The following is a 25,171-nucleotide window of genomic DNA, read 5'->3' as shown; positions in this document are numbered from 1 at the left end:
TACTTAAGGTGTGCAAATTTTATTAAATTTTAAGGATTAAAAAATTGAAGTTTTTCGAAAAAAAAATCTTGGAAGTCATTAAACCTCAGTATATCGTTTTCATTTTACTCGGTGTAATTATTGATCTCGCAACAAAGTATTGGGTAGTTCAAAATTATTCTTACCATAACAGTGAATGTTATATGGGGGAGTTTTTTTGTATGACTCTTACATTTAACACTGGATTTGTGTTTGGAATTTATCAAAACAATTCCATCATCTCTTTATTTTCTACGGCGTTTGCCATTATCTTCTTGATCCTCTACCGCTGGAAAAATTTCGAAATTGGAAATGCCTGGGGTTGGAATCTAGTCATGGTCGGAGCCTTTGGAAACTTCATAGATAAGTTCTTTATCAAAATGCCAAAAGGTGGTGGAGTCAAATTCGGATTTACCCCGATTGAACACGGAGAATTTATCGGAGTCGTAGATTTTCTAGACTTCGAATGGCCTGACTTCTTATTATTCACCCGCTGGCCTGCCTTTAACTTTGCTGACTCTTGCGTTTCCATTGGTCTTGTAATCTTAATTCTTACCATGAAAGTGGAAGAAGCTAAAGCAGTAGAAGAAGCAAAACCAAAAGTATAAGTTAATTTCTTTCAGAATTTATTTTTTTTGACAAACCTTTAGATAAGTAGACTCTTGGTGAAAATTAAGTAACCAGGAGTCAAAAATGTCCGAACCAATTATTCCCCAAAAAGGTCCCTACACAGTCGATGTAAAAGAAGGTGAAAAGAAAGCATGGTGTTCTTGCGGTCATTCAGCCAAACAACCATTTTGCGATGGTGCTCACGCCAGAAACCAGACAGGAATGAAACCAACTATGTGTCAAATTGCCAAAACAGAATCAGTCTACTTTTGTGGTTGCAAACACACAAAGAATCCACCTTTCTGCGATGGAACGCACAATAGTCTATAAATTAATTTGACGGTTATGTGCGCTTTAATATTGTGGCATAAGCAATGGCTTTGTAGCTCAGTTGGTAGAGCAGAGGACTGAAAATCCTTGTGTCGTAAGTTCGATTCTTACCGAAGCCAGTTTGCTGCCTCCTTTTTTTAACCCATAACCTTTTCTGAATCTTTTTACTCGAAGGGAACTATTCAAATAATAGGGCCGATTCACACCGAGTTCACCGATAAACGATACGATGGTTTAATATTCGCAATTGATTTAACTCCAGATCACTTTTTATCGTTCTTATCTTCCCGCTCTTCGTGAGTTTCCCCCCATCGCTTTCGCTCCCCAACAGCCAAGCTATGTGGTTATTATTTCTTTTCCTTAAGTCGTCAGCATTAGTCATCTCGAAAGGGATACACATGAATGAAGATCAGAATCTGAATTCCCTCTGTGCCTCTGTGGCAAAGTTCAATCGTTCAAAAATCTCTATTTGCGAGTTTTATGAATTTTTTTATTTACGAAAAACCGAAATCTAAACCTTATACTTTTAAAGTTATTATTTATTAGGATGAACTATGGCTGTCGAAATCAAAGTGCCTGAAATGGGCGAATCAATTACAGAAGCAACGTTACTCAATTGGACAAAGAAACCCGGCGAATCGGTGAAAGCAGATGAAATTTTGGCTGAGCTCGAAACCGACAAAGTTACAATGGAAGTCCGCGCTCCTGCCGCTGGTGTTCTAAAAGAACAAAAGAAAAAAGCTGGCGAAACAGTTTCTGTTCGAGAAATCATTGGACTCATCGAAGAAGGTGCTACCGCAACGGTTACTAGCTCTTCACCTCAAACTCAGCCTGCTACTGAAGTTAAACCACAAGTAGCCGCTCTCAAAGCAGAAGCACCTAAGAATGAAACTCTTCCACCTTCTGTTCGTAAAATGACTGCTGAAAACGGAATAGATGCAAATTCAATATCCGGTAGCGGCAAACACGGACAAGTCACTAAAGGGGATGTTATATCTTATATAGAAAATAAACCTTCAGCTAGTTCAACCCCTTCTGCTCCTGCAAAAGTTGTTCCGAGAAATACCGGAGAAAGAGAAACTGTGGTTCCAATGTCCCGTCTTCGTCGTGCTGTAGCTGACAGACTAGTAACCGCTCAACACACCGCAGCGATTCTTACAACGTTCAATGAAATTGATATGTCCGGTGTGATGAACTTAAGAGCACAATACAAAGATAAATTCAAAGAGCAACACAATGTTGGTCTTGGTTTTATGAGCTTCTTCACAAAAGCAGCAGTAGCCGCTCTAAAAGCATACCCTGCGGTTAATGGAGAAATCCGCGATACTGATATTATTTACAAAAATTACTATGATATCGGAGTGGCAGTGGGTGGACCTAAAGGTCTTGTAGTCCCTGTTGTTCGCGACGCCGATCAACTCAGCTTTGCTGGAATTGAATCTGAAATCGCAAGACTTGCAAACCGAGTCAAAGATGGTAAAATTTCTCTAGAAGAAATGCAAGGTGGAACTTTCTCTATTTCTAACGGTGGAACTTACGGCTCTATGATGTCTACGCCTATTCTAAACTATCCGCAAGTTGGAATATTAGGACTTCATAATATTGTAAAACGACCGGTAGTTGTAAACGATCAAATCGTAATTCGCCCGATGATGTATGTTGCTCTGTCTTATGACCATAGAATCATTGATGGAAAAGAAGCAGTTCTATTCTTAGTCAAAATAAAAGAAATGATTGAAGATCCTACTAGACTCTTAATCGAAGTTTAATGATAATTAGCCGGCGTTAAATCACCGGCGCTGAAAGGAAATAATATGAGTAAAGAATTTGATGTAACAGTGATTGGCTCCGGTCCCGGCGGATACGTTGCCGCTATTCGTGCGGCTCAACTTGGAATGAAAGTTGCGATTGTTGAAAAACGTAAAACTCTCGGAGGGACTTGTTTAAACGTTGGTTGTATTCCTTCTAAGGCACTCCTTGACTCCTCTGAGGAATACCACAAAGTTAAACATAAATTAGCCGATCACGGCATCAGTGTAGGTGAAGTAAAGTTAGACTTAAAAAAACTTTTAGAAAGAAAAGACAAAGTCGTAAAAGAAGTAACAGAAGGTGTCGATTATCTTATGAAAAAAAATAAGATCGAACGATTCCTAGGACATGGAAAATTAATCTCCACAACCGAAATTGAAATTACTTCTGAATCTGGCACTGAAAAAATCATTTCCAAGAACATCATCCTTGCTACAGGATCTACGCCCATCGAAATTCCAGGATTTGAAATTGATGGTAAACAAGTAGTAACCTCTGATCATGCGATCAATCTCCCGGAGGTTCCCAAGCATCTAATCATCATTGGTGCTGGAGTCATTGGACTTGAACTCGGATCTGTTTGGTCTAGACTTGGCGCGAAAGTTACCGTTGTGGAATTACAATCAAGACTCTTTGGCACTGCAGATAAGCAGATGTCTTCTTATGCACAAAGACTCTTAGAAGGACAGGGCATTAACTTTTTATTCGAGCACAAAGTTTTAGGCACAGAAAAGAAAAAAGACAAAGTCATTGTAAACATCCAAAACCCGGAAGGCAAATCCATTCAGATTGATGGCGACGTAGTATTGTTAGCCGTTGGAAGAAGACCATACGCGGATAATTTAGGTGCAAAAGAATTAGGAGTCAAATTTACTCCTAGAGGTAGAATAGAAGTAAACCCTCATAATTTCCAAACTTCCATACCAAATATCTATGCGATAGGCGATGTAATAGATGGTCCGATGCTTGCACACAAAGCAGAAGACGAAGGCATTGCGTTAGCCGAAATACTAGCAGGTCAATCAGGGCATGTAAATTATGCAGCGATTCCTTGGATTGTATATATCTGGCCTGAAGTAGCCTGGGTTGGACTCGGCGAAGAAGAATTGCAAGCCAAAGGAATTGAATACAAAGTTGGAAAGGCAATGTTTAAACCAAATGGTCGCTCGAAAGCAATGGGTGAGTCAGACGGACAAGTCAAAGTTTTAGCCGACAAAAAAACAGACAAGCTACTTGGAATTTATATCATAGGACCTCGCGCCTCCGATATGATTGTAGAAGCAGCAATTGCTTTCGAGTTTGGCGCATCAGCAGAAGACTTGGCTCGCACCTGTCATGCTCACCCTACTCTTTCGGAAGTAGTTAGAGAAGCTGCGATGGCAGTGGATAAATGGTCAATTCATAGTTAAGATTAGCCACTGAGGCACGGAGGCACAGAGAAATTTTTCTTACCTCCAAAATATAGAAAGAATTTAAAGAGGATAATTAAAATGGTAAATTTAGGAACAATGGCATTATATGCGGATAATACAGAATTACTCGAAGAATTGTATCAAGCCTACAAACAAAATCCCTCGAGCGTAGAAAAAGAATGGCAGGATTTTTTTAGAGAGTTAGATTCTGGTGTAAGTTTTACAAATGGACATTCCAATGGAAAAAATGGTCATGAAGAAGTAACTAGTTTTTTCAAAGATGCAAACGCAGCAAATTTCCAAGAAATGGGACTCATGAACTTGCTCAATGCTTACAGGAGACAAGGACACTTAGCCGCTAACCTCGATCCACTCGGAATACTAAAACCAGACCGCAAATTTCTTGATTTGAAATTAGCAAACCTCAAGCCTGATGATTTAGAAACGATTGTGGATTCAGGAAATCCTGATCTAGGAAAAACAAAACTTAAAAATGTAATCGAATGGTATGAGAAAACCTACTGTGGAAGCATTGGTTCCGAACAATACTACATCGTAGACGATGAAGAAAGAGAATGGATTCAACACAAAATGGAGTCCACTGCGAACTCTTACCAATTAGAAAAAAAAGCAAAGCTCCGTCTCTTTAAAAAATTATACAAAGCGGATTACTTCGAACAATTTTTAGCAAAGAAGTTTGTGGGTAAGAAGCGTTTTTCTCTCGAAGGTGGAGAGACCATGATTCCAATGCTGGATTTAGTTGTAGAGCAAGCAGGCGAATACAATATGGATGCACTCATCATTGGAATGGCTCATCGTGGAAGATTAAACGTTTTAGTGAATACAATTCAAAAACCTGCGAGTTTAATCTTTGCAGAGTTCGAAGAAAAAATTGGCACCGAATCAGAAAGCTATGCGGATGTAAAATACCATCTAGGTTATTCTAATAATATTAAAACAGAGTCCGGAAAAGAAGTTAAACTTTCTCTCGCATTTAATCCAAGTCACTTAGAAGCGGTCAATCCAGTAGTAACCGGTAGTGTGCGTGCAAGACAAACGCTTAACGGCGATTTGACTCGCGAAAAGTATATGCCAATTCTCATTCACGGAGATGCAGCGTTTGTTGGTCAAGGCGTAGTGGCAGAAACTTTAAACCTCATGAACTTAGAAGGATATACAACAGGTGGAACTTTTCATATTGTAATCAATAACCAAATTGGTTTTACTACTCTACCGAGTGAATCTAGATCAACGTTATACGCAACAGACCTTGCTAAAGGATTTCAAATTCCAATTTTTCACGTGAACGGCGATGACCCGGAAGCAGCTTATCGTGTCGTAAAATTAGCACACGAATACAGACAGAAATTTCATAAAGATGTAATCATTGATTTAATTTGTTATAGAAGACTCGGTCACAATGAAATGGATGAGCCTGCATTTACACAACCTCATATGTATAATATAATCAAGAGTCATCCGCCTACAGCACTTCTTTATGAAGAAGCATTATTAAAAGAAGGAATTATAAACAAAGAAGAATTGGAAGCAATCAAAGAAGAAGTCGGTAAAGGACTAGAAGATTCTTTTAACGAAACAAAAAACAAAGACATCAAAATCCAAGTAGATACTATGCAAGGTGTTTGGTCAAAGTTTTCCAAAGATCCTCTTGACTCAGAGCCTGCTACCAAATTACTCAAGGGGCAACTGACGAGTATCCTCAAAGCGATGACCACGATTCCAAGTGATTTTACCGCAAATCCAAAATTGGTAAAACTTTTAGAAACGCGCAAGAAAATGGGAGAAGGAGAAATTCCAATCGATTGGGGCTGTGCAGAATTACTTTCCTTTGGTTCTATCTTAGAATCTGGATTTAGGGTTCGTTTATCAGGGCAAGATTCACAGCGCGGAACTTTCACTCATAGACATGCACTCTTAGTTGATATAAACAATGGTGCGACGTATTCCCCGCTTGCACATATTTCTAAAGAACAAGCGAAATTTGAAGTTATTAACGCATCTCTTTCCGAATACTCTGTCTTAGGCTTTGAATATGGATATTCTCTTGCTGATCCAAGTGCACTTGTAATTTGGGAAGCTCAATTTGGAGATTTCGCAAACACGGCTCAAGTAATCTTTGACCAATTCATTTCAAGCTCTGAAATAAAATGGCAACGTATGAGCGGCTTAGTGGTATTACTCCCACATGGATATGAAGGTCAGGGACCTGAGCATTCAAGTGGACGCTTAGAAAGAATGCTCCAACTCTGTGCTGGAAACAATATTCAAATTGCTAATTGCACAACTCCAGCACAATACTTTCACCTACTCAGAAGGCAAATGCTTCGTAACTACCGTAAGCCATTAATCGTAATGACTCCTAAGAGTTTACTCCGATTCCCCGCTGCTGTTTCTAGCATTGATGATTTACTCACAGGCGCATTCAAGAAGTGTTAGTAGATAAACCTGAAATTAAACCAGAAGGCGTGAAAAAAATTCTATTCTGTAGTGGAAAAATTTACTATGACTTAGTTGATGCGAGAGACAAAAAGGGATTATCCCATATAGCGATTGTTCGTCTTGAACAAATTTATCCATTCCCTGAATCGCAAATCAAAGAAGTGTTACTCCAGTATAAATCAGCGACTGAGTTTTGTTGGGTGCAAGAAGAGCCACACAACCAGGGTGCCTGGTTCTTTGTGCGTGATTTCTTTGAGCATATTTTAGGTGATAGAGAATTCAAATACTACGGTAGAAAAAAATCTCCAAGCCCGGCTGCAGGCCATGTAAAAGTTCATATGAAAGAGCAAGAGGCAATCGTTAAAGAAGCTCTCTCCTAATGTAATTAGCCACAAAGAGTTAGAAAAGGTTTTGAACTGTCATTTCGAACTGTAAGAAAATATGGGTTCCCGACTGAATAAATGGATTCGCATCTGAGGTTAGGCTGTGAGAAATCTATTTTACAAACATACTAAAAGACAAAACTAATAGTAAATTTGTTAAATAGACCTCTCACGGTAATGCGGTTCGAGGTGACAGTGTAATATTTACTTCGGTAAAAGCACTGTATCCATTACATGCACAATTCCATTGGAAGCAGGAACAGATGCAATAATTTGAGATTCTCCGTTGATTAAAGTCTTACCATCTTTAACGGTTACTGTGATGTTGCCGCCATTTGCCATTCCGATGACTTGACCATCTTGTAGATTTTCTTTTTTGTATGTTCCTACGATTACATGGTATTCTAAAATATTTTTTAAGTCATCAATCTTGTCTGCTTTTAATAAACCTTCCACAGTTCCCTTTGGAAGTTTATCGAAGGCATCATTCGTTGGTGCAAACACTGTAAAAGGTCCCGGATTAGCTAACGAATCGACTAAATCAGCTGCCTTTACTGCTGCAACTAAGGTAGTGTGGTCTTTTGATCCAACTGCAATACCAACAACGTTTTTTTGTGAAGTGGAGTCTTCAACAGAAGCCATCCCACCACCGACGGAAGTGCCTTCTTCTTTCTTACAATCGCCTAATACGAATAAGGCGCAAATACTAACGCATATTATAGAAAACTTTTTCATTCTCTTTCTCCCAATTTCATTCTAAATATTTAATTTAAATGTTTTTAATAGCATACTTTCTTATTTCAAATTTACCTTGATCTAAATCAATTTATAGTTAAAAAATAATATACACGAGCTAAATTGGTTTTCTATAAAGAATTTTTTTTAGACAGGATTAACAGGATTTACAGGATGAATAAACCCGAAAATAAATTTAGCTTGTGTATAGTAAGTTTAGGCATAAAGTTTGAATACAAAAGTCATAGACAGATTTAAGTTTACCTGTAAGAGTATTCAGAGAGGGAATTTATGAAACGTAAAATCATACAAAACTTAGTCATTTTTGTTTTACTGGCTCAACTTGCAAATGTTGACTGTGACTTGAATAGCATGGCAACTAAAAAGCGTGACAGGGCAGATGAAATTGCACTCGCCACAGATGGATGGGGTGGTCCGCCAGACTCAATTAAAAAAGGAATTAGCCCTCTACAGAGTCAAGTAAAAGAATATTTCTATACTAAAGTAAATGCGAAAGCCTCAGCAAAAGCAATCGAAAGCGGCTCTGATTCAAGAATGCAAACCACCTGCGTTGATGCAGCGGGTCTTGTTGGAACATACGATATATTAGCCACATTCATGGACGCACTAGTGCAAGAAAAAAAATTGAACGATGAAAATGGATTTGTTACCTTGCAACTTGATGAATCAAAGTCTTATAGCTGTAGGTATTTCCAATCAGAAGATAAAAAATTAAAAACAAAAGAATGCACCGGAGTTTTACAAAATCGTGGCATTGCAGAATGCTGGCCTACTTCGGGCGATTCATGGGAAACCTGTGGCTGCCTTGTTTACATTCGATTTCCCGGTGGAAAAGAAGCTGTGATGAAAAAACTCTCTTTTCAAGACTAATTTTTTATTTACACCTAAGCTTTTTAGGAAATCTCTACTTTAAGAGGTTATACATGACTGATCAAGACTACGTTCGAATTTTCGATACCACACTTCGCGATGGAGAGCAGTGCCCCGGTGCTGCTATGAATGAAAATGAAAAAATAGAAATCGCACGCCATCTCGCAAAAATGAATGTAGATGTCATTGAGGCAGGATTTCCTGTTTCCTCTCCTGTTCAATTCAAAGCAGTAGAAAGAATTGCACGCGAGATTGAAGGTCCGATTATCACAGGTCTCGCACGATCGTTACGTGTTGACATAGAATCTGCGGCTAATGCTCTTAAGCCGGCAAAGCGCAAAAGAATTCACACCTTCCTCGCAACATCTCCCATTCATATGAAACACAAGCTGGGTAAAACTCCTTCCGAAGTGTTAAAACTGGCAATTGAAGCAGTGAAAATGGCACGTGATTTTGTAGACGATGTAGAATTTTCCCCGGAAGATGGAACTCGCTCTGATTGGGAATTTCTGAGAGAAATCTGTGAAGGTGTAATCGAAGCAGGTGCTACTACTATTAATGTTCCGGATACTGTCGGTTATACCACACCTGAAAAATATGGAGAACTATTTAACTTTTTGATTAAAAATGTGCGCGGTGCGGATAAGATTGTTTTTTCTGCGCACTGTCATAATGACTTGGGGCTTGCTACTGCAAATTCTCTATCAGCTATCGTCAATGGTGTGCGTCAGGTCGAATGCACAATCAATGGAATTGGAGAAAGAGCAGGTAACACTGCGATGGAAGAAGTAGTTATGGCTCTTAGAACAAGAAAAGATTTCTACGGAATCACGACAAGAATTGATACAACCCAAATTTTCAAAGCTTCCTATTTAGTAAAAAATATTACAGGCATGACTGTTCAACCGAACAAAGCAGTTGTAGGAGCAAACGCGTTTGCTCACGAGTCAGGAATTCACCAGGACGGTGTGATTAAAAATCGTGAGACTTACGAAATCATGACTCCTCAGTCCATCGGCTTAGAATCAAATCGCATGGTTTTAGGTAGACATTCTGGTCGCGCTGGTTTTAAAGATAGAATTATTCGTTTAGGATTTCAGCCAAAGCAAGACGAATTAGAATTAGCCTACACAAAATTTTTAGAAATTGCTGATAAGAAAAAAGAAATCTTCGATGAAGACATTATTTCTTTATTTACAGACCAACACCGCAAAACAGGCATTAGCCGATTCATTCTAGAATATTTCCATATATCTACTGGCTCTAAAACGGTTCCGACTGCAACCATTAAGTTAAGAGTAAATGACGTAATTATAGAAGAATCTGCTACGGGAGATGGACCTGTAGACGCAGTATTTAAAGCTATTGAAAAAGCAACCAAAATGGAGCCAGAACTTTCCAGACTTGTAATTTCTCCTGTTACAGAAGGCAAAGACGCATTAGCCGAAGCATCTGTAACATTGAATTTGAACGGTAAGAGAGTTGTTGGAAAAGGTGGCTCTACTGATATAATCGAGGCATCGGCTTTATCTTTTATAGATGCGCTAAACCGACTTTGAAAAAATACTTTCAAGAAAAGCTTTATACCCTTGCGCCCTATACTCCCGGTGAACAACCAAAGAGTATAGGAAAAATTGTAAAGCTAAATACAAATGAAAATCCCTACCCCCCTAGTCCCGCGGTAAAAAAAGCGGTTACTAGTATTTTGTCGAAAGGACTTCTGCGTAGATATTCTAATCCTATTTCAGAAGGCGTGATTCGAGAAATTGCGAAGCTCCACAAGATTCCTGAATCACATATATTAGTTACAAATGGTTACGACGAAGGATTAGCCATTCTATTTAGAGCGACGCTCGGTGAGGGGAATATCGCTATTATGCCCTACCCGACCTATTCTCTTTATCCTGTTTTGACTAGTCTTCAACTAAATGGAGCAAAGGTTGAGCAAGTTCAATTAAAAGATGATTTTCATTTTGATTTTTCTAAATTGCAAAAATCGATGAATCCAAAAGCAAGACTATTAGCTTTTGCAAATCCAAACGCGCCAACTAGTATTCAAGAATCAAAGACAGATATAATCAATCTAATCAAGAAATTTGACGGAATGGTTTTGTGTGATGAGGCTTACATTGATTTTGCGCCCAAAGGCACGAGTCTAATTTCGGAAGTAAAGACCTTAAACAACCTGGTCGTGTCAAGAACTCTTTCTAAGTCTTATGGACTTGCAGGACTCAGGCTGGGATACTTAGTAAGTAGTCCTGAAAACATTGTAGAGTTAATGAAGATTAAAGATTCTTATAATCTAGGGATGCTCGAACAAGAAGTTGCAATTGCTGCCCTGAAAGACCAGGCTTACTTACAAAAAACCGTTAAAAATATAATCGCCTCTCGAAAAAAACTTGCGGCTAATCTGGGTAAGCTTGGATTTAAAGTTTTGGACAGCCAGACTAATTTTTTATTTGTGAAACCACCTGCTTTGATTTCTGCCGAAGAAATTTTTCTTTATTTAAAAAAAGAAGAAGTCTATATTCGCTATTTCAAAGACGCATTCTGCAAAGACTATGTTCGTATAACTATCGGCACAGAAGAAGAAAATAAAATTCTACTTTCCAAAATAAAAAAAGCAATCGCAAGTAAGTAACCCACTTTAGTAATGATTTATGATGAATACCAATTTGAAAAAGTGAATCCAGACTCTATGGATCTCTTATGGAAAGCTGGATTTAGACATTTTGGAACTTATTTTTTTCGTTACAGCATTGGGCTTTTAAATGGAGAGTATACAGAAGTTCTTCCTTTGAGAATAAATCTGAATTCTCTCAGGTTATCCAAAAGTCAAAAAAAAACAATTCGAAAGAATTCGGATACAACGGTGATTATCCGCGATTGTTTTATTGATGAGGAAAAGGAAAAGCTTTTCACTATTCATGCAGAGCGGTTTACAAAGAATAGACCCGAATCGCTTTTCAACTTTCTATCTCCTGAAGACACTGCCACAAAGCCCTGTGAGCTAAAAGAAATCTGTGTATTCGTTAGAGACTCCCTTGCTGCGGTAAGTTTTCTAGATTTAGGAGAGAAAGCCTCCTCTAGCGTCTACGCAATGTTTCACCCCGATTACGCAAAACGAAGGCTAGGTATTTATACACTACTCTTAGAAATTCAATATTCTATTGATAGAGGAATGGATTATCTATATCCCGGCTATGCTTACAGAGAATCTTCCTTCTATGATTACAAAAAAAAATTTTATCCAATGGAATATTTTGATTGGAATGGAAATTGGCTTCCGCTAAATATCGAAGAAGCGATCGAGGAATAAAAAACTATGAGTTTAACAAAAAAACTGAAACTAGAAGTAGAAAATCATCCTGTATTAAAAACAAAATGGCTCGTTGATAGAAAAACGCATTTATCCAAAGAAGACCTTTGTCTCTGGCTAAGTCAGGAATACTTTGTATCAGTAGATTTTGTGAATTGGTTTTTATGGACAGCAAGCCTCACAAATAATATAAAGGCAAAAATTCTATTAGTCCATAATATCTGGGAAGAACTCGGTGAAGGCGAAGCAAGCAAATCCCATGTAATGGTTTTAACCAAATTTTTAAACGAAATTGGAATCCCCGAATCCGATTTAAAAATTCTATCTCATACTCAAAAATACTTAGAAGATATGAAACAGGTTACTAATTCAAATATCTACTCCGCTCTAGGAGCGCTCGGACCGGCTAATGAGTATTTGCTTAAGCTTGAATATGGACAAATGTATGAATCCTATCAAAAACTAAGCGAGAAAGAAAAACTACCAAAGGCATTTTTCTTTGAAGTGAATTTAGAAGCCGATGAATCGCACAGTGCTGAATTATTCAAGCTCATTGAGGATATTTGTGATACTCCGCAAAAGATAGAGCATGTAAAAGAAGGAAATAGAAAAGCTCTTGATGCACGACTTCAATTTTACGAGGGCTTAGAGCTAGTCGGTAAACTCTAATCCCAAATAGTAGGAATTTTTCCAGAATAGCCAATTGTAAAATCAATTAGTTCGCGTAATATTTTATCTTCTATTTCCGTTGAAGCCTCTTGTAAAAGTTCATACAAATTCAAATGAGCATCCTCTCTTGTTCCGCCATTGTCCTTAAAGCAAACTAAGATTGACTTAAGTTCGGGCAGAGATGCAGACTTGCTGAGTGCTAGTAGAATTTCATCCTTTAGTTCCATGTCCAGTCCTGAGTTTTAAGTAATTCATTACAAGAATCCCAATTATCGGGATAAGAGGTAAATAGAGAATCCAAAAAAAATATCGATAGAATTTCAAATAAAAAGACAGCTTACGCACTGCAAAGAATCCCGGATAACGAAGTCCATTATAAATGAATTGAACGTTAGCCGCCATGACTTCCTCCGTGAGCGTTGGATGAATTTTACTCAATTGACTCGATGATATATTTCTAAAAGAAAGAAATTCAATCTCCTTTGAAAGACAAATTGCCTGTAACCGCCTTGCTAGATTTGAACAAAAAGAACAATTCCCATCGTATAAAAAAACTTTCATACAAGGAAATCCTGAGCCTGTGAGCGTAGATAACGACATACAGAGGGAATTTTCTCAATCTCTAAGTTTATCCAATATATATACCAGTCTTTGCCCTTGTCCATTCCCTGACATTCTTTCGCATACCATTTATTGATTTGGTTTTCGGTTTTGGCTCTCCAAAAAATAGTTCTGTGCTGCTTTTTCATTTCATTCCAAATATCTCGACCAATCCCTTCTCCACGCGCAATCTCATCGACTGCAAATTTAGAAAGTAGAAATCCATATTCGGTTTGCTTTAGAATTGCCGCTCCCCTGTAATCTACTTCTAAAAATAAAGAATCAATTCTTGAGTCTAGAAACTTCGGATCAATTTTTTTTCGAAAAGCGGCGTCGAGTAGATGCGCCAACTTTATCTTATCCACTGAATCTATATCAGTGATATGCTTGATTTCACTACCCAGTTTGATAAACGTTCCACTTCCTTTTACTGTGAATAATTCCCGAAGCATTGTGATTGGAGATGTAATTGCAATGTTCATGAAGTGAGTAATTTTATTTTCTAAAATATTCTTCAACTGCTCTAATAGGAATAGGCTTTCTGAGGAAAGGCAATTTTCCTCACATAAAGACTGGTAGTCACTTCTAATATTTATAATAGAAATTTTTTCGTTAGAATTTTTATTTCTAAATCCGCCCTTAGAGGAAACAATTAGAAATTTTGTAGTCAGTAAATGCTTTGTGATTTCAGATACTGCTTCGAAAACATTTTCTTCTGAATCCAAGACTGCAAAGGGAATATGTTTTTTGTCAATTGATGTTTTTATTTCGTCAACACCACTATCGGATAACGGAAGTAAATCGCATCTTAGTTCATCTGCTTTTTGTGAATCCTTACTGGAATCAAAAACTCCTTTAAAAAAAAGATCAATATACGAAATCGAATCCTGACTCATGAGGATTACAGGGTATAGCCCAAGAGAATGAAGCATCTTGAGATCATAATAAAAGGTAGAGAATGATTCCATTACTACTTCCGAATCCACATAGATCAATAGAAATTTTTCTGAGTCAATGGAACGAAAACTCTTCAAGAAAATCAAGCTATCCGCTTCATTTCCTGTCATTTCAAAAAACTTTTGTAATTGGTCGGTAGATCGTTTCATTTTAAATCATAAGATACGAATTTACCTTTCATCTTTGCGATTGCCACATTCATACCTTTATCTTCCTTTAATTTGAAAAAGCCTAACAGGGATTTATCGCCACTGATCACGGTAAACCTGAATCCTGAAAATTCTTGCTTAAACTTAGAAGAAATTTTTCCATAAAGAATCTTTAAGTCTTCCTTTGTTCCAAGTCTCTCCCCATAAGGAGGATTCATCACTATATGACCGGACTTCCAATTGCCTGTGTTAGATATATTTAAAACATCTGACTTTTCAAATTGGATTAATTTATCAACGCCAGCTCTCTGTGCATTGTCCCGCGCAATTTGAACTGCTTTCGGGTTAATATCATAACCGAATAATCTGCATTCGCCGCTCTTCTGCTCTTGTGTCGGACTAACATATACATCGTATAACATTCTATAAACCGCAGATTGGTTCATTAGATTTTCGTTGATGTATTTTCTTTTTAGAAGAAGTGCTGCTTCAATTAGGATTGTGCCAGAGCCACACATAGGATCAATTAGAATTTCATCTTTTGTCCAACCGGAAAAATGAATGAGTGCCTGCGCCATATTCTCCCGAATGGGTGCATCTAAAAATTCCATTCTATAACCGCGTTTATTTAAAGGTTGTGAGCTAAGAGACAGTTCGATGTTTACAAAATCTCGATTGGATCTGAGATGCAAAACTATATCCGGCTCGTCTCTATCAATTTCAATTTCTTCCCCTCTTTTTTCTCTCAGTCTATCTTTAATCGCATCCTTCAATTTGTATAGCGCATAACGTGAATCTTTCAGGCTATCTTTTGTATTGGAATCAATTTTAAAGCTGAGACCGGGTGCAATGATTTCTTCCCAGGGTAAACGAACTGCCTGGTCATATAAATCTTCTGCGTCAACTACGGTTAATTGAGAAATACTAAACGACACGCGCGAAGAAAATCGTGTAGTGAGTAAAAGCATTTGGATGGCAGATTTTTTTCCTCTGAAGAAAACGCCGCCGCGATTGGCTGATGTTATTTTTAATCCAGCATTTTTGATTTCATCTTCTAGAAATTCGTGTAGTCCTTCCGCACAGGATGCATGATATTCTAGGACTTCGGGATTAAAAATTGTTTTATTGGATGAATTGATATGCGCCTCTCATTGAAAAATTATATCTATGTTTTGTAAGAATCGTTATGGGTCAAAAACATTTCCATCTAATCCTCTTCAGGAAGTAGAGGAGAAATAAAAAAAGCGATAAACTCCAATTTGCCGGTAGTGCCGGACTTCTGGTAGATAGCAAACGCTTGATTTTCTACGGTCTTGAGACTCTTTCCCCGAATGGCAGCAATCTGTTGATTGGACAAGCCACGAAGAAGTAAAATGGCAATGTCTTTTTCTGCTTTGGTGAGATTCCATGCTTTGAATTGACTTTCTATTGAATTCCAAAAGCTAAGACTTAGATCATTTAATTTTTGATTCTTTGATTTTAAACTTTCAATTACTTCTTTTGCTGAATCAATATTGTGTTTATTGTCTTTTAATTCTTGGAATAAAAAATAAATTCCTAGGACAGAAAAAATTGCAATGAGAGTTTCCATGAATGTAAAATAAGTTTGGGAGTAATGCAGCCAATGTGCATTCAAGTAAAGAGAAAGAATATCCTCCAAAATCCAAAACGTCATAAACAAGACAAAAAACGCAAAGAAATAAAAGCGCTTTTCTTGTTGCAGTAAGAATTTCATAAGTGATTTCCCCCATTTTTGTCTCATTGAAATGGAGAAAATTATACCTCGTAGGTAGTTCCCTCCGTTTCCTATATTACCTATATACAAAGCTAAGTTTAATTGCTACAATTAAATTATAGAGGAGTTTGATATGAAAACGCAAATTGTTTTTTTACTTAGTTTTTTATTCATTGTAAGTCTGGCTGATTGTTCCAATACCACAAGTAGTGCATCGTGTAGACAAAGTTGTAAAGAGAAGACTAACCTTTGTTTACTTGGAACAAGCGATAACTCACTTCCCAATACTAGCAATCTTTTAATTTGTGAAATGTATTCCCATGACTGTAAATCCGGTTGCGGCGGTGGCACATCCTCCTCTAAAAGTTCTAGCTCGAGTCGCTCTAGTAGTAGTCGAAGTAGTGGTAGTAGTAGCCGCAGTAGCGGTAGCAGCAGCTCTTCTAGTGGAGGAGGTAGTTCCTCCAGTGGTGGAAGTAGCGGTGGCGGAAGTGGCGGAAGTAGCCATGAAATTCTTGGAAATTTTTAATGACTACTAAATCTTATACTTCTTTCTCTTTCTCCAAAGAGTTGCAGCATCGATTCCTAAAATCTTTGCTGCCACTTTATAGTCCGTTGTTCGATTGAGAACTTTCTTAATATGAATGAGTTCCACTTCTTCTAAAGTTATTAAATCCATATCATCTTTGCGATTTCTAAATTGAATTTCGTCTGGCAAATGAATAGGTTCAATCACATCTGTCTTTGTTAAAAGTGCGGCTCTGTGTATAACGTTCTTGAACTCAAGAACATTGCCGGGCCAGCGGTATAATTTTAGTAAATGGAAGGCATCGCCAGAAAGTCTCATCTCTTTTCCTTTTTGGAAACGATGAATGAAATGAGAGAACAACAATTCGATGTCATCCGGTCTTTCTCGCAATGGAATTAGTTTTATCGTGACTTCATTTAAACGATTAAACAAATCATCACGGAATAATTTTTCTTTGAGAGTCTCTTCGATATTGATTTTAGTAGTAGAAATAAACCGAATGTCTAATTTATTTTCATTGCTTTGAATCGCAGCTAATAGTCTAGACTGAATGGCATGCGATAATTCTCCGATTTCATCGAGAACAAGAGTTCCACCGTGGGCTTCGTCCAATTTGCCACTAATCGAACTTTGTGCTTCTTCACTAAGACCAAATAATTCTTGCTCGAGAAGATTTTCCGGCACATTGCAATTAACCACAACAAGCGGTTTGTTGGCACGAGAACTTTTTTGATGCACAAGTTCGGCTATTAACTTCTTGCCTGTTCCACTTTCTCCACGAATTAAAATATTGATATTGCTTTCCGCCATTTTTAGGGCAGTGTCTACGCTGTTGGTAATATTAGAATTCTGAGAGATAAAGTTTCCTTTCTTAGTAGAAAAGGCCGCCTCTTTTAATTCTCTCAGCTCGGATTTAATCGCGTGATACTCCCAGGCTTTCTTTGCAAAAAATTGAAGCTCTTTAATTTGCACAGGCTTCTGTAAAATATGATAGGCTCCAAGATCGACGGCTTTCAATGCATCATCGAGTCCACTATTTCCAGAAATGATAATAACCGTTGTATCCGGTTTTAGTTTTTTTATTTCTTTTAGAATCTGCATCCCATCAATTGGTTGCATTTTTAAATCTAAAAAGACTAAATCATAGTCTTTTTCGGAAACAAGGGCTAATGCTTTTCCAGAATCAGAAATAGCATCAATTTCAAAATCTAAAACTTCCAGTGAAATTTTAAAAACTTCTAACAAATATTTATCATCATCTACAACAAGAACTCTAGGACTTCGGACTTTCATAATATTCTTTAAAAACTTTTACGGATTATAAGGCAAATACTTTATTCAATTAGTTTTGAAATTAATTCCCAGCTCAATTTTTTATTCCGAGGGGCTCGAAAATTTTTGTGATTTTCCTTTTACCTTTGATTTGAATTGTATCTATTTCCCGAAACAGAATCTTGTTCTGCAATTTCAACTGAATCCGCTCTGTAACGAGGATTGATACTTGGTAGAATTTCGTTAGACTCTCCAACCGAGAAGCAATATTAACAGTATCGCCGATGACAGTATAATCCATTTTGTTTATCGAACCAATATTCCCGACAATAACCTTGCCAGATGCAAGACCAATTCCATGAGAGACTTGTCCTGTCGCCATTTTTCTACGAGCCCGATTGTAAGGAACGAGAGCACTTATCATATCAAGCGCACAATTGATCGCATCAAATTCTTTACTCGCATCAAAGCGCGCCATGATACAATCTCCTATGAGCTTATCAATGACTCCCCCGTTTTCAATGATGATTCTGTTGAATGTTTTGAAATAAGAGTTTAGAAAATTTACAGTTTGGTTTGGATTTAACTTTTCGGAGAGGTCTGTAAAATTTCGAATGTCACAAAATAGAATTATTTTTTCTTCTAACTCTCCTAAGTTTAATAGCTCTTCATTCGCATTGAAATTACTAAGTATCTTTTCAATGTCTCGTGGTGGAACATACAACTGGAAGGTCTTACGAAGAGTTTCTTCCTTGTGCATTGTATTGTCTAATTTCTTTTGTAGCGAATAATACCCATAAGACACATAAAATGTCATCATTGTCACCAGGATCAATATAGAATCTCCGCTGACTTGAATGTTTGCAAATGCAGGAAGGATTTGGTATTTTTTATTCAATAGATCAAAAAAAGTTAGCAAGAAAGGAATGAAGCTACTTATAAAGACAGGCAGTGCTCTTTGATTTTTTTTAAATAATTCGCGAGCAGTGAAAATAAATAAAACAATGCAAGAAAAAAGTAAATACGGAACATGATATTTAGTATTAATTATCTCGACCTGATAAATATCTCTGGCAAATATAAATAAACCAAAGAATACAGCACCACCTGCGAGAATGCTTAAAGGGACAAAATGATATTTGCCTTTATAAAGAATTGCAAACAAAAAAAAGGAAAAGATAGGAAGCAAAAAGCAAAGCATTAGATATTCAATGTATTTCAGGATAATTAAATTTACGCCTAAGTCTTGCTTTAACTCTAAACGACAAAATTCATAAATAGTAATTCCAACTAAAAAAACTGCAAACCAGAGATACTCCCGATTAGCCGTTCTAGATAGATATAGAATAAAAAATAAAAGAGAAGTAGAAAGGAAAAGAACGTTTTTACTAAGTCCGTAAGCCTTTGAGATTTGATTCTGTGTTCGAATCCTCTCGAAATCATCGAGTTTAAGTATGCCTGCATAGATTCCTCCTCCGTCCTCTGCATCAGGATTAAACTTACTAGCTTTCACAATTAATACATTGTCTTCTTGTAGCCCATGTTCGTAAATGGGCAATAGAATCGGACTCTCATAGAATAGCGAATAACCGCGCTTTTCCTTTAATTCAGTAGAAGAAATTAATTTTCCATTTAGAAAAATTCTATGCTTGTTATCCACAAATCCAAGAAAGATTCCCCAATCTACGTTCTCGCTTAGTTTTACCTGAAAAGGAATGCAATAGGCGAAATTCGTAAACCGCTTATACTCCGGATACTGAGAAACAGCCGCCGGAATTTTTATTTTCAAAGGAAACTCTTCGCAGCGCTCGGGTGTTCTGTCATTGATACTTTCTAGTTGCATAAATCCATATTCACCTTGCAGAAACTTTGTATGTTCAAAATTCATAGGCTTGCAGTAAAAAAGTAAACTCGCTGCGAAAGCGAAGAAAAGAGATATTTTCCTTGTAAATTTCATTCTATATGCAAAAATAAATCCAAGTTGATATAAAGCAAAACAATAATTGCCACTAGGACAGGAAGGGAAATATTATGATTTTTTATTTGGCGACTGCGATTCTTCTTCATTTACTTCCGGATCCTTGCGAAAAAATTACTGCACCCACCAAAGGACAAATCTGGAAATTCGATTATGTATGGTATTACTCTCCCTTGAAGCTTCGAACCAATTCTCTTTGCGCAAATGACACACAGGAATTCTTTTACATCAAACAAAGAGATCGGGCAAGTTTTATCGCAATGAAGAAAGTAAAAATTACAAAAGAAAGCAGTTGCAAGAACAATTCTCTGTTCAATGGAAAACAAAAATTATTTCGTGGAATGTTAGATAGTGCAAGAGAGGGTAATGCTAATTTGTCCACCGCAAAAGAAAAAGAAATTCTAACGGAGATCGCTCTTCTAAATGACAAGATCGATCATGCCGGCACTTACGACTGCACGCCTCTCAACACTAAAGGAGTAAGTGATCCCGATGATATGTGGGAAACCTGTGAATGCATTCTCTATGGATTCTACACAGGTGGTAAAATTGGACTTAGCGAAAGAATAACACAAAGATAAGTTTTGCAAAAAGATAATTTTGGGGATGACAATATTCACAAGTAGAAATTACTATTTCTTATATTTAAACTTAGGAAATTATTTTGCTAAAAAAATTTACGATTACAAAACCATCTACAAATATTCTGCCCGCACTTAAAAAAGAAATTGATACAAAAACAAAACCACCGGGATCTCTCGGAAAACTAGAAGAGATTGCAATGCAAATCGGTCTCATCCAGGAGACAATTACTCCTAAATTAAAGCGACCAACGATTGTTGTCTTTGCAGGAGACCATGGACTCGCAAAGGAAGGCATTAGCCCTTATCCGCAAGAAGTAACACACCAGATGGTGACGAATTTTTTGCGAGGAGGTGCGGCTATTAACGCTTTTTGTAGTGCCAATAATCTTGAATTAAAAGTTGTAGATGCAGGAGTAAACTATGATTTTGAAGGAGCAGAGAATCTAATTCATGCCAAAATTGGATTTGGAACGAAGAATATTCTAAAAGAGCCTGCCATGTCAAAAGAAGAATGCGAGAAAGCAATTGAACACGGTGCCTCAATCGTAGACCAAATCTTTGAACATGGATGCAATTGCATTGGTTTTGGAGAAATGGGAATCGGCAACACAGGAGTATCCGCTCTACTCATTAGCAAACTGCTAAGTCTTCCTCTTGAAAATTGTGTAGGAAAAGGAACAGGGGCTAATGAAGATCAGCTACTCAAGAAAAAAGAAATCTTAAAAAAAGCAAGCTCGATTCATCCAACAACAGATTCTTTTTCCATTTTACAAACCTATGGTGGCTTTGAAATTGCTATGATCGTAGGTGCGCTCTTACAAGCAGCAGAAAATAAAATGGTTATTTTAATTGATGGGTTTATTGTAACGACTGCTTTACTTTTTGCTAAAAGTTTCTCTAGAGAAGTTACGAATTATTGTATTTATAGTCATTTATCAGGAGAGAAAGCACACGAAATGATTCTAGGTAATGTCGGGGGCAAACCGATATTAAACTTAGGAATGCGATTGGGAGAAGGAACAGGGGCTGCTATTTGCTATCCGATAGTTGCCGCTTCTGTGAAGTTTTTAAATGACATGGCTTCGTTCGATGAGGCGGGAGTTACAAGCAAATGAGAAGAGAATTAGAACTATTTTTTACAGCCTTGATGTTTTTTACTCGGCTACCTGTTCCTACACTGGATTATTCTCAGGAGAAACTGAATGCGTCTTCTCGCTATTTTCCGCTAGTTGGTATTCTAGTAGGCACCTTAAGCGCAACAGTATTCATGTTCTCTAGTATAATCCTTCCCCTAAAAGTTGCCGTTTTACTTTCCATGATTGCTTCTATTTGGATCACGGGAGCCTTTCATGAAGATGGATTTGCTGATGCCTGTGATGGATTTGGTGGAGGATACACAAAAGAAAGAATTTTAGAAATCATGAAGGATTCTAGAATAGGAGCCTTCGGGGCAATCGGTATTATCCTCTTACTGATTTTAAAATTTTTACTCCTTTCTGAAATTAATCCGATGATGATACCAATTGCAATTGTAAGCGGACACGCCATCAGCCGGCTTATCTCGATTAGCCTTTTATATTCTATGGTATATGTAAAAGAAGAAGGAAAAGCAAAGCCTCTTTCTACTGCACTCCCTTTAGGCTCACTCATTGTAGCGAGTATTTTCGGGCTTCTTCCCCTACTTCTTTTTAAGAAAGTATTCATTCTACTGATTCTAATTCCTTTGCTTATGACGCGCTCGTATCTATCTTACTACTTCAAAAAGCATATCGGCGGGTATACGGGAGATTGCCTCGGTGCCTCTCAACAGGTAAGTGAAATTGTTTTTTACTTAGGAATCTATTTATTTTTACAATGGAAATTTATTTAGTTCGTCATACCAAAGTCTCTATTGCTGAAAATACTTGTTATGGGAATTCAGATATAGGTCTTGCAGAAAGTTTTTTAAGGGAAGCAGAAGTAGTTAAATCAAAGATTCCTAATTTAGAAAATTTAGTCTGCTACTCAAGTCCGCTTACTCGCTGTAAATTTCTAAGTGAAGAACTAAACTGTAAAGAAATCAGACTAGACCCAAGATTAAAAGAATTAAACTTCGGAGACTGGGAATTAAATACCTGGGATAGCATTGGCAAACAAGCATTTGACGCATGGCATCTTGATTTCGTAAACAATCGCACTCCCGATGGCGAATCTTATTTCGAGCTTTATACAAGAGCAGTCTCCTTCTGGCAAGAGATTACAAATAAAAAGGATAGCCTAATACTAATTACCCACGGTGGTGTCATTCGAGCCTTGCTAGCGCATATTCTTGGAATGCCTTTAGAAAATTCTTTTCGAATTAAAGTGGACTATGGCAGTGCAAGTAAGGTTATTCTCTCCGGAGAATTTCTGACAGTAGAGTATATAAATAGATAAAACGAAACTTAAAAAGCTAGGAGAACTTACTTAAACACATTTCTGCGCAGAAATTCTTGCTCTCTTTCCAATTCATGAATTCTATTTTTCATTTTATAGATTACCTTTCCCTGTTTGGAAAGCGTTAGCTCCCAGGGACGATTGTCTAGAATGCAATGGATATAGGACACAAATGCTTCTGCAAAGTCATCGAGTGCATTCGTTGCCGCGTATAAAGTTGTAAATCTAGTTTTATTTAAGATTGGATAAACTTGATCCCAGACTAAATCCAATTTTAAAGCAGAAGAATCGGAAGAGTAAAATTTTACCTTAGAGCGAAATGGAAATGTCTTTGTATCATAATTGCTTTCCTTCTCGGAAATCCATATTTCGTTAAAGAACGGATACTCTTTGTAATCCGGTGTAGCCATTCGTAAATCGGGACTGATGCCGAGAGTATTCGAAATGATATGACCCATCTCATGAAGTAAAATATAACGAAGCGCATTATCAATCGTATTCTCTGTTTCGTTTTCGATTTGGATTTGAAGAGAAATATCTCCTAATTGAAATGCGGATCTTTCTTTGTAAGTAATCCAGTCATTTGCCTTCTTATTTATCACAGAGCTATCAATGATAATAAAACCACCGACAGGCTTATTCTTTTGATTGTCATAGATAAACCCCGATATGCCTGTGCCACCTAACTTTTCACAAAAATAGATTGCAAATAGGTATTTATCAAATAAATCTTTTACTTTGGGATGAAACGACTTAGAAATAGCTTCTAACTTTGTCCTCATTCCTTCCATCGAAGTAGACTCAGTAGGAATTTCCGTAAACCCATCAATTTCATTTACACTTTTAGTAAAACTAATTCGAGTCGAATCTATATTAACCGCTCGCGAAGTCCAATCACCACTTTGCCTTGGATAATTTTTAGAATTCGTCGCTGGATGCTCATTTAATAACTGAGCATATTCATTCTTCTGAATCGTTTTCTTATTACAGTTTGAAAAAAATAAAACTAAACAAAATATAATACAATGCTTTAGTAGAAATTCTATAAACGAAAGCATAGACAACCTTTAGCCTCTGAGTCTGAAAGCTCGCTTATTATTGCTCTTTGACTCAGTGGCTAATCTTTATTACATCTCGTTTTGGAGCTGATCTAGTTTCATGCTCACATCTGTATTGGAAGGATTGCTCTTTAGGAATTCTTTTAATACAGAGATTGCTTTCTCTTTTTCATTCTTAGAGTAAAACCATAAATCAGCGAGTTCCATAACAGGACGCGGATTGAGAGGATCTTTTCTGCGGAGGAGTAAAAAGATTTCTTGCGACTTCTCTGTTTCACCCATGAGAATGAGAGTCGAAGCTTTCCCGAGTAATGCAAAATAATCCTCATCTGATGTAAGGATGCGATTAAAACACTCAAGCGCTTTTTCGTATTCACCAAGTCCACGTAGACTATCTGCATAGCGGTTAATGATAAGCTTGTTGTTCGGATCAAAATGAAGAATTTTTTCCCAGAATACAATGGCACGCTTGAATTCTTTTTTTCCTCTGTAGGATTCTGCAAGCCCGTAGAGTGCGAAGAAATTTCCTTCGTCTAGTGATCTTGCTATTTCATAGTATTCGATTGCTCTATCGAAGTCTTTAATCTTACGATAGCTATTTCCTATTTCAGTTAGAATTTTAATATTATTTGGTTGTGTAGCTACAAGCTTTTCCCACCACTTAATTGCATCCTGATAACGCTGGCAGGCAAAATAGAGATGCCCGATACCCACGATTACATATTGATCAGTAGGATTGATCTGGAGAGCGGACATATAATAGATTTCGGATTCTTTAAAGTTCTTTAATTTTCGATGCGCGTCTGCTACCCTACTCAAAATGGAAGCATCAGACATCGTTATATGACGATATTCTTCTGCGATATGAATTACTTGGTTCAACTGTTTCATGTCTCTGTAACAGTTCATTAGCCCCATGATGGAAAACTTATTGGATGTATCTAGGCTTAAACATGTTTTGTAATACTTAATTGCTTCTTCGTAGCTTTGAGTTTTATAAAGTAAATCTCCCATGCCAACTAATCCATACGTATTATTAGGATCAGTTACTAAAAGCTCCAAAAATTTATCTTTCGCATCTTTGTATTTTCGTTGATCAATCAGCTTATAAGCCTCTTTCGCAAGAGTTTTTATCTTATTAAAGCTCTGGTCTTCTGTGTTTAATTCTACATCCGTTTCATTCATATTGTCAGAATATTTTTAACATCTTTAAGGTCAAATTTCTATAAAGTTTGGAAATAAAATAATTCAAGGAAAAAGAC

Annotated in this window: 24 protein-coding genes, 1 tRNA gene and 1 pseudogene; 16 read left to right on the top strand and 10 right to left on the bottom strand. The window is 37.1% G+C overall.

Annotated elements, in window-relative coordinates; all coding sequences use genetic code 11:
* Positions 1-44 precede the first annotated feature (44 nt).
* From IPH52_07810 to IPH52_07785, 6 genes and pseudogenes are all read left to right on the top strand, one after another.
* The gene (locus IPH52_07810; protein MBK7054942.1) at positions 45-626 is read left to right on the top strand and encodes a lipoprotein signal peptidase; all 582 of its coding nucleotides are present in this window, start codon (positions 45-47) and stop codon (positions 624-626) included.
* Between the two features lie 85 nt (positions 627-711).
* Complete coding sequence (locus tag IPH52_07805; protein MBK7054941.1) at positions 712-957, top strand: CDGSH iron-sulfur domain-containing protein; 246 nt, start codon at positions 712-714, stop codon at positions 955-957.
* Between the two features lie 46 nt (positions 958-1,003).
* Positions 1,004-1,076, top strand: a tRNA-Phe gene (locus tag IPH52_07800).
* A 435-nt stretch (positions 1,077-1,511) separates the two neighbouring features.
* Positions 1,512-2,726: a 2-oxoglutarate dehydrogenase complex dihydrolipoyllysine-residue succinyltransferase gene (gene odhB, locus IPH52_07795; protein ID MBK7054940.1), complete on the top strand. Its 1,215-nt coding sequence runs from the start codon at positions 1,512-1,514 to the stop codon at positions 2,724-2,726.
* Between the two features lie 45 nt (positions 2,727-2,771).
* Entirely contained in the window at positions 2,772-4,175 is a 1,404-nt protein-coding gene (gene lpdA / locus IPH52_07790) for a dihydrolipoyl dehydrogenase (protein ID MBK7054939.1), read from the top strand.
* Between the two features lie 75 nt (positions 4,176-4,250).
* A pseudogene (locus IPH52_07785) lies at positions 4,251-7,018 on the top strand (2-oxoglutarate dehydrogenase E1 component).
* Positions 7,019-7,225: 207 nt separating this feature from the next.
* Here IPH52_07785 and IPH52_07780 read toward each other — a convergent pair.
* Positions 7,226-7,756: a fasciclin domain-containing protein gene (locus IPH52_07780; protein ID MBK7054938.1), complete on the bottom strand. Its 531-nt coding sequence runs from the start codon at positions 7,754-7,756 to the stop codon at positions 7,226-7,228.
* 291 nt (positions 7,757-8,047) lie between these two features.
* Here IPH52_07780 and IPH52_07775 point away from each other — a divergent pair, with 291 nt between their 5' ends.
* The 5 genes from IPH52_07775 to IPH52_07755 are packed head-to-tail and all read left to right on the top strand — an operon-like array spanning position 8,048 to position 12,635.
* A complete protein-coding gene (locus IPH52_07775) occupies positions 8,048-8,647 on the top strand; it encodes a hypothetical protein (GenBank protein ID MBK7054937.1) in 600 nt (199 codons plus the stop codon).
* Positions 8,648-8,700: 53 nt separating this feature from the next.
* Positions 8,701-10,206, top strand: a complete 1,506-nt coding sequence (locus IPH52_07770) for a 2-isopropylmalate synthase (GenBank protein MBK7054936.1) — start codon at positions 8,701-8,703, stop codon at positions 10,204-10,206.
* The gene (hisC, locus tag IPH52_07765) at positions 10,203-11,288 is read left to right on the top strand and encodes a histidinol-phosphate transaminase (GenBank protein MBK7054935.1); all 1,086 of its coding nucleotides are present in this window, start codon (positions 10,203-10,205) and stop codon (positions 11,286-11,288) included. Before IPH52_07770 ends, hisC begins: the two co-directional genes overlap by 4 nt.
* A 12-nt stretch (positions 11,289-11,300) precedes the next feature.
* Positions 11,301-11,966, top strand: a complete 666-nt coding sequence (locus IPH52_07760; GenBank protein MBK7054934.1) for an arginine-tRNA-protein transferase — start codon at positions 11,301-11,303, stop codon at positions 11,964-11,966.
* 6 nt (positions 11,967-11,972) lie between these two features.
* Complete coding sequence (locus IPH52_07755; GenBank protein ID MBK7054933.1) at positions 11,973-12,635, top strand: iron-containing redox enzyme family protein; 663 nt, start codon at positions 11,973-11,975, stop codon at positions 12,633-12,635.
* Here the strand turns inward: IPH52_07755 and IPH52_07750 are convergent.
* The 5 genes from IPH52_07750 to IPH52_07730 all read right to left on the bottom strand — a co-directional run bounded on the left by IPH52_07750 (position 12,632) and on the right by IPH52_07730 (position 16,076).
* Complete coding sequence (locus IPH52_07750) at positions 12,632-12,862, bottom strand: hypothetical protein (GenBank protein MBK7054932.1); 231 nt, start codon at positions 12,860-12,862, stop codon at positions 12,632-12,634. The two genes, IPH52_07755 and IPH52_07750, sit on opposite strands and share 4 nt — an antisense overlap.
* Complete coding sequence (locus IPH52_07745) at positions 12,846-13,196, bottom strand: DUF393 domain-containing protein (protein MBK7054931.1); 351 nt, start codon at positions 13,194-13,196, stop codon at positions 12,846-12,848. The genes IPH52_07750 and IPH52_07745 overlap by 17 nt, the downstream gene beginning before the upstream one ends.
* Positions 13,193-14,341, bottom strand: coding sequence for an acetylglutamate kinase (locus IPH52_07740; GenBank protein MBK7054930.1), 1,149 nt, complete (start codon positions 14,339-14,341; stop codon positions 13,193-13,195). The genes IPH52_07745 and IPH52_07740 overlap by 4 nt, the downstream gene beginning before the upstream one ends.
* Positions 14,338-15,309: an N-6 DNA methylase gene (locus IPH52_07735; GenBank protein MBK7054929.1), complete on the bottom strand. Its 972-nt coding sequence runs from the start codon at positions 15,307-15,309 to the stop codon at positions 14,338-14,340. Before IPH52_07735 ends, IPH52_07740 begins: the two co-directional genes overlap by 4 nt.
* Before the next feature lie 239 nt (positions 15,310-15,548).
* Positions 15,549-16,076 carry a helix-turn-helix transcriptional regulator gene (locus IPH52_07730; protein ID MBK7054928.1) on the bottom strand — a complete coding sequence of 176 codons (528 nt, stop codon included), beginning with the start codon at positions 16,074-16,076 and terminating at the stop codon, positions 15,549-15,551.
* A gap of 133 nt (positions 16,077-16,209) precedes the next feature.
* Between IPH52_07730 and IPH52_07725 the strand changes: the two genes are divergently transcribed.
* Positions 16,210-16,602 carry a hypothetical protein gene (locus IPH52_07725; GenBank protein ID MBK7054927.1) on the top strand — a complete coding sequence of 131 codons (393 nt, stop codon included), beginning with the start codon at positions 16,210-16,212 and terminating at the stop codon, positions 16,600-16,602.
* A 6-nt stretch (positions 16,603-16,608) separates the two neighbouring features.
* Here the strand turns inward: IPH52_07725 and IPH52_07720 are convergent, their stop codons facing one another.
* The gene (locus IPH52_07720) at positions 16,609-17,895 is read right to left on the bottom strand and encodes a sigma-54-dependent Fis family transcriptional regulator (GenBank protein ID MBK7054926.1); all 1,287 of its coding nucleotides are present in this window, start codon (positions 17,893-17,895) and stop codon (positions 16,609-16,611) included.
* A 73-nt stretch (positions 17,896-17,968) separates the two neighbouring features.
* A complete protein-coding gene (locus IPH52_07715) occupies positions 17,969-19,717 on the bottom strand; it encodes a hypothetical protein (GenBank protein ID MBK7054925.1) in 1,749 nt (582 codons plus the stop codon).
* A gap of 188 nt (positions 19,718-19,905) precedes the next feature.
* Here IPH52_07715 and IPH52_07710 point away from each other — a divergent pair, with 188 nt between their 5' ends.
* The 4 genes from IPH52_07710 (at position 19,906) to cobC (ending at position 22,851) form a co-directional block, all read left to right on the top strand.
* The gene (locus IPH52_07710; protein MBK7054924.1) at positions 19,906-20,433 is read left to right on the top strand and encodes a hypothetical protein; all 528 of its coding nucleotides are present in this window, start codon (positions 19,906-19,908) and stop codon (positions 20,431-20,433) included.
* 101 nt (positions 20,434-20,534) lie between these two features.
* Positions 20,535-21,551, top strand: a complete 1,017-nt coding sequence (gene cobT, locus IPH52_07705) for a nicotinate-nucleotide--dimethylbenzimidazole phosphoribosyltransferase (protein MBK7054923.1) — start codon at positions 20,535-20,537, stop codon at positions 21,549-21,551.
* Positions 21,548-22,306, top strand: a complete 759-nt coding sequence (locus tag IPH52_07700; GenBank protein ID MBK7054922.1) for an adenosylcobinamide-GDP ribazoletransferase — start codon at positions 21,548-21,550, stop codon at positions 22,304-22,306. Before cobT ends, IPH52_07700 begins: the two co-directional genes overlap by 4 nt.
* Positions 22,291-22,851: an alpha-ribazole phosphatase gene (cobC, locus tag IPH52_07695; protein ID MBK7054921.1), complete on the top strand. Its 561-nt coding sequence runs from the start codon at positions 22,291-22,293 to the stop codon at positions 22,849-22,851. Before IPH52_07700 ends, cobC begins: the two co-directional genes overlap by 16 nt.
* A gap of 26 nt (positions 22,852-22,877) precedes the next feature.
* Here the strand turns inward: cobC and IPH52_07690 are convergent, their stop codons facing one another.
* Entirely contained in the window at positions 22,878-23,909 is a 1,032-nt protein-coding gene (locus IPH52_07690) for a hypothetical protein (GenBank protein ID MBK7054920.1), read from the bottom strand.
* A 69-nt stretch (positions 23,910-23,978) separates the two neighbouring features.
* Positions 23,979-25,094, bottom strand: coding sequence for a tetratricopeptide repeat protein (locus IPH52_07685; protein MBK7054919.1), 1,116 nt, complete (start codon positions 25,092-25,094; stop codon positions 23,979-23,981).
* Positions 25,095-25,171: the final 77 nt, after the last annotated feature.

This window comes from Leptospiraceae bacterium, assembly GCA_016708435.1.
Classification (GTDB): Bacteria; Spirochaetota; Leptospiria; order Leptospirales; family Leptospiraceae; genus UBA2033.
The sequence above is the reverse complement of the archived record's forward strand: the minus strand, read 5'-3'. Positions and strand labels throughout refer to the sequence as shown.

Coding starts and splice junctions, on each gene's coding strand:
- IPH52_07805 (MBK7054941.1), top strand. CDS start 712: ATGTCCGAACCAATTATTCCCCAAAAAGGTCCCTACACAGTCGATGTA.
- odhB (MBK7054940.1), top strand. CDS start 1,512: ATGGCTGTCGAAATCAAAGTGCCTGAAATGGGCGAATCAATTACAGAA.
- lpdA (MBK7054939.1), top strand. CDS start 2,772: ATGAGTAAAGAATTTGATGTAACAGTGATTGGCTCCGGTCCCGGCGGA.
- IPH52_07780 (MBK7054938.1), bottom strand. CDS start 7,756: ATGAAAAAGTTTTCTATAATATGCGTTAGTATTTGCGCCTTATTCGTA.
- IPH52_07775 (MBK7054937.1), top strand. CDS start 8,048: ATGAAACGTAAAATCATACAAAACTTAGTCATTTTTGTTTTACTGGCT.
- IPH52_07770 (MBK7054936.1), top strand. CDS start 8,701: ATGACTGATCAAGACTACGTTCGAATTTTCGATACCACACTTCGCGAT.
- IPH52_07760 (MBK7054934.1), top strand. CDS start 11,301: ATGATTTATGATGAATACCAATTTGAAAAAGTGAATCCAGACTCTATG.
- IPH52_07755 (MBK7054933.1), top strand. CDS start 11,973: ATGAGTTTAACAAAAAAACTGAAACTAGAAGTAGAAAATCATCCTGTA.
- IPH52_07750 (MBK7054932.1), bottom strand. CDS start 12,862: ATGGAACTAAAGGATGAAATTCTACTAGCACTCAGCAAGTCTGCATCT.
- IPH52_07745 (MBK7054931.1), bottom strand. CDS start 13,196: ATGAAAGTTTTTTTATACGATGGGAATTGTTCTTTTTGTTCAAATCTA.
- IPH52_07740 (MBK7054930.1), bottom strand. CDS start 14,341: ATGAAACGATCTACCGACCAATTACAAAAGTTTTTTGAAATGACAGGA.
- IPH52_07735 (MBK7054929.1), bottom strand. CDS start 15,309: ATGCTTTTACTCACTACACGATTTTCTTCGCGCGTGTCGTTTAGTATT.
- IPH52_07730 (MBK7054928.1), bottom strand. CDS start 16,076: ATGAAATTCTTACTGCAACAAGAAAAGCGCTTTTATTTCTTTGCGTTT.
- IPH52_07725 (MBK7054927.1), top strand. CDS start 16,210: ATGAAAACGCAAATTGTTTTTTTACTTAGTTTTTTATTCATTGTAAGT.
- IPH52_07720 (MBK7054926.1), bottom strand. CDS start 17,895: ATGAAAGTCCGAAGTCCTAGAGTTCTTGTTGTAGATGATGATAAATAT.
- IPH52_07715 (MBK7054925.1), bottom strand. CDS start 19,717: ATGCAACTAGAAAGTATCAATGACAGAACACCCGAGCGCTGCGAAGAG.
- IPH52_07710 (MBK7054924.1), top strand. CDS start 19,906: ATGATTTTTTATTTGGCGACTGCGATTCTTCTTCATTTACTTCCGGAT.
- IPH52_07700 (MBK7054922.1), top strand. CDS start 21,548: ATGAGAAGAGAATTAGAACTATTTTTTACAGCCTTGATGTTTTTTACT.
- cobC (MBK7054921.1), top strand. CDS start 22,291: ATGGAAATTTATTTAGTTCGTCATACCAAAGTCTCTATTGCTGAAAAT.
- IPH52_07690 (MBK7054920.1), bottom strand. CDS start 23,909: ATGCTTTCGTTTATAGAATTTCTACTAAAGCATTGTATTATATTTTGT.
- IPH52_07685 (MBK7054919.1), bottom strand. CDS start 25,094: ATGAATGAAACGGATGTAGAATTAAACACAGAAGACCAGAGCTTTAAT.